3 protein-coding genes are annotated in these 2,358 nt (G+C 28.5%); 1 reads left to right on the forward strand and 2 read right to left on the reverse strand.

Features of this window, described 5'->3' with window-relative positions; translation table 11 throughout:
• The coding region (locus H510_RS0112825) for a restriction endonuclease subunit S (RefSeq protein ID WP_026904684.1) at nt 1-731 on the forward strand (731 nt) is incomplete at its 5' end.
• A 322-nt stretch (nt 732-1,053) separates the two neighbouring features.
• On the opposite strand, the gene tnpA is transcribed toward H510_RS0112825, so the two are convergent.
• Both tnpA and H510_RS18900 read right to left on the reverse strand, forming a co-directional pair.
• Nucleotides 1,054-1,515 (reverse strand): IS200/IS605 family transposase, encoded by a 462-nt coding sequence (tnpA, locus tag H510_RS0112830; protein ID WP_026904685.1) that lies wholly within the window; start codon nt 1,513-1,515, stop codon nt 1,054-1,056.
• Between the two features lie 100 nt (nt 1,516-1,615).
• Nucleotides 1,616-2,358, reverse strand: a 743-nt coding sequence (locus H510_RS18900; RefSeq protein WP_211226577.1) for a restriction endonuclease subunit S, incomplete at its 5' end; no start/stop codon positions are given.

Consider the following 2,358-nt stretch of genomic DNA (forward strand, 5'->3'; position numbering starts at 1 on the left):
TTTTTTTAAGTTTACCAAAGCTTCAGGAACAAAATAAAATTTCCTCATTTTTAAGTTTACTTGACGAAAGAATCACAACCCAAAACAAAATAATTGAAAATCTAAAAACTCAAATTCACGGGGTACAAGAAAAAATTTTTAGACAGAAAATAAAACTAAAAAACGAAGATGGAGCTATTTTTTCTAATTGGGAATTTATAAAAGGAGGTGAATTATTTGAGAGTATATCTGATAAAAAGCATAATTCTGATTTACCTATTCTTGCAATTACGCAAGAACAAGGTGCGGTTCCAAGAGATTTAATTGATTACCAAATAACAGTTACAGAAAAAAGTGTCGAAAGTTATAAAGTAGTGGAAATTGGTGATTTTATAATTAGTTTAAGGAGTTTTCAAGGTGGTATTGAGTATTCAAATTACAAAGGTATATGTAGTCCTGCTTACATAGTATTGAGAAGTAAAACTCAAATTGAACTAGACTTTTATAAGTATTACTTCAAATCACCTGATTATATTACTTCACTTAATAAAAAGTTAGAAGGAATTAGGGATGGAAAAATGATTAGTTATTCATATTTTTCAGAAATATTTATCCCATTTCCTCCAATAGAAGAACAAGAAAAAATAGCCAAAACTCTTAATGTCATAAATAAAAAAATTGAAACAGAAAAGAAAATATTAAAACAACTTGAAAAGCAAAAGCAGTATTTATTAAGCAATATTTTTGTTTGATGTACAGCCCGAAAAGCTGATATCATTATAAAAAAAGCTATACAACGCTTTCATAAAAACACGAGAAGAAGTAGCAATATAAAGTAAAAGCCTGAAAGGCTGATATCATTAATCTAGACTATAAAAACAAAATCTATAAAAAAGGAATTAGAATTACTATAAAACTTAATCATTATTAATAAATCAATAAAATAAAAAAAGCCATACAACGCTTTCATAAAAACACAAGAAGAAGTAGCAATATAACGTAAAAGCCTGAAAGGCTGATATCATTATAAAACAGGACTATACTTGTTTAAGAAACCCCGAAGGGGTGAAATGATTATTCCAAATCATCAAAGATATATCTATCATCATACTTTATTTCAAATTTTTTAAGAAAATCCAAATATTCCTCTTTAAAAGTTTTCTTTCTGTGGTGCTCCTCTTGATTTGAAATATATTGATATACATGATCTATTTGGGAATGAGCATAAGAAAAAGCCCCGTAGCCCTCTTGCCAAGAAAATTTACCTTTTACCCAGCCTTGTTGATTAATAAATTTTGATGAATTGTTTTTTATATCTCTAATCAAATCAGAAATATTCATAGAAGGCTTTAAGCCTACAAATACATGAACATGGTCTGTAACTCCATTTACTATAATAGATTTTTGTCCTTTTGCTTCTATAATTCCGCTTATGTATTTGAAAACCTCAGTTCGCCAAGGTAGTTGTAGGAGATTTTGCCTGCCTTTTACAGCAAAAACATATTGGATGTAGATTTGAGAGTAGGTGCCTGCCATAGGTTTTGTTTATTTCACCCCTTCGGGGTTAATTTTAATTTTCAAAGGTGATTATAATACTTTCATCCCTTCGGGATTATGCTTAAACTTAATTAAAATTCTAAACAAAAAGGTTTTGTAATAAATACTTTTTTTGCTCTTCTAACTTTGTTAAAAGCTGTTTCTCTATATCAATTTTTAAATCTATGGATGAAAGGAAATTAGCTATAGCATTTTGTTCTTTAAGTGAAGGACAATCAATCAACATATTTTTTATATGACTGTAGTAAAGATGCACTATGGTACTACCTTGAGCATAATTAGCTATTTCTTCTTTTTTATATTTTGACAAGTAATAAGCATAGAAGACATTATTTATTTTTTCTTTACTACGCAATACTGTAATATCACCGCCCAAGAGCACATCTTCTTTATTAATAGCGGTTACATTTGCTAAATCAATTCCAGTGGTAGTTGTTGAACTCGGAATTAGTAAATCACCTCTTTGAGATTTTAGTCCATCCTCTTCATTTGTTTTACTTACGACATCAGAAATCACTTCATTATACTTAGTATATAGTTCACCATATAGAATACAATCATTTTTTCCATTTGTGGAAATTTTATCCTTAGAAAGCCCCTTACCCTTCTCTGAATAAAAAATCTCTCCTAGTTTTTTCAATTCCCATTCTTCAATAAAATATTTAAATCTAATCTTTTGAGAAAATAACTTTTCACTCAATCCAGTAATTAAGGTTTCTAATCGCTTAATTATTTTGTTTTGGGTTGTGATTCTTTCGTCAAGTAAACTTAAAAATGAGGAAATTTTATTTTGTTCCTGAAGCTTTGGTAAACTTAAAAAAA

It is taken from the genome of Pedobacter glucosidilyticus DSM 23534, from assembly GCF_000425145.1.
Taxonomy (GTDB): domain Bacteria; phylum Bacteroidota; class Bacteroidia; order Sphingobacteriales; family Sphingobacteriaceae; genus Pseudopedobacter; species Pseudopedobacter glucosidilyticus.

Excerpts from the sequence above, each read along its gene's own strand:
- tnpA (WP_026904685.1), bottom strand. The coding sequence starts at position 1,515 with ATGGCAGGCACCTACTCTCAAATCTACATCCAATATGTTTTTGCTGTA.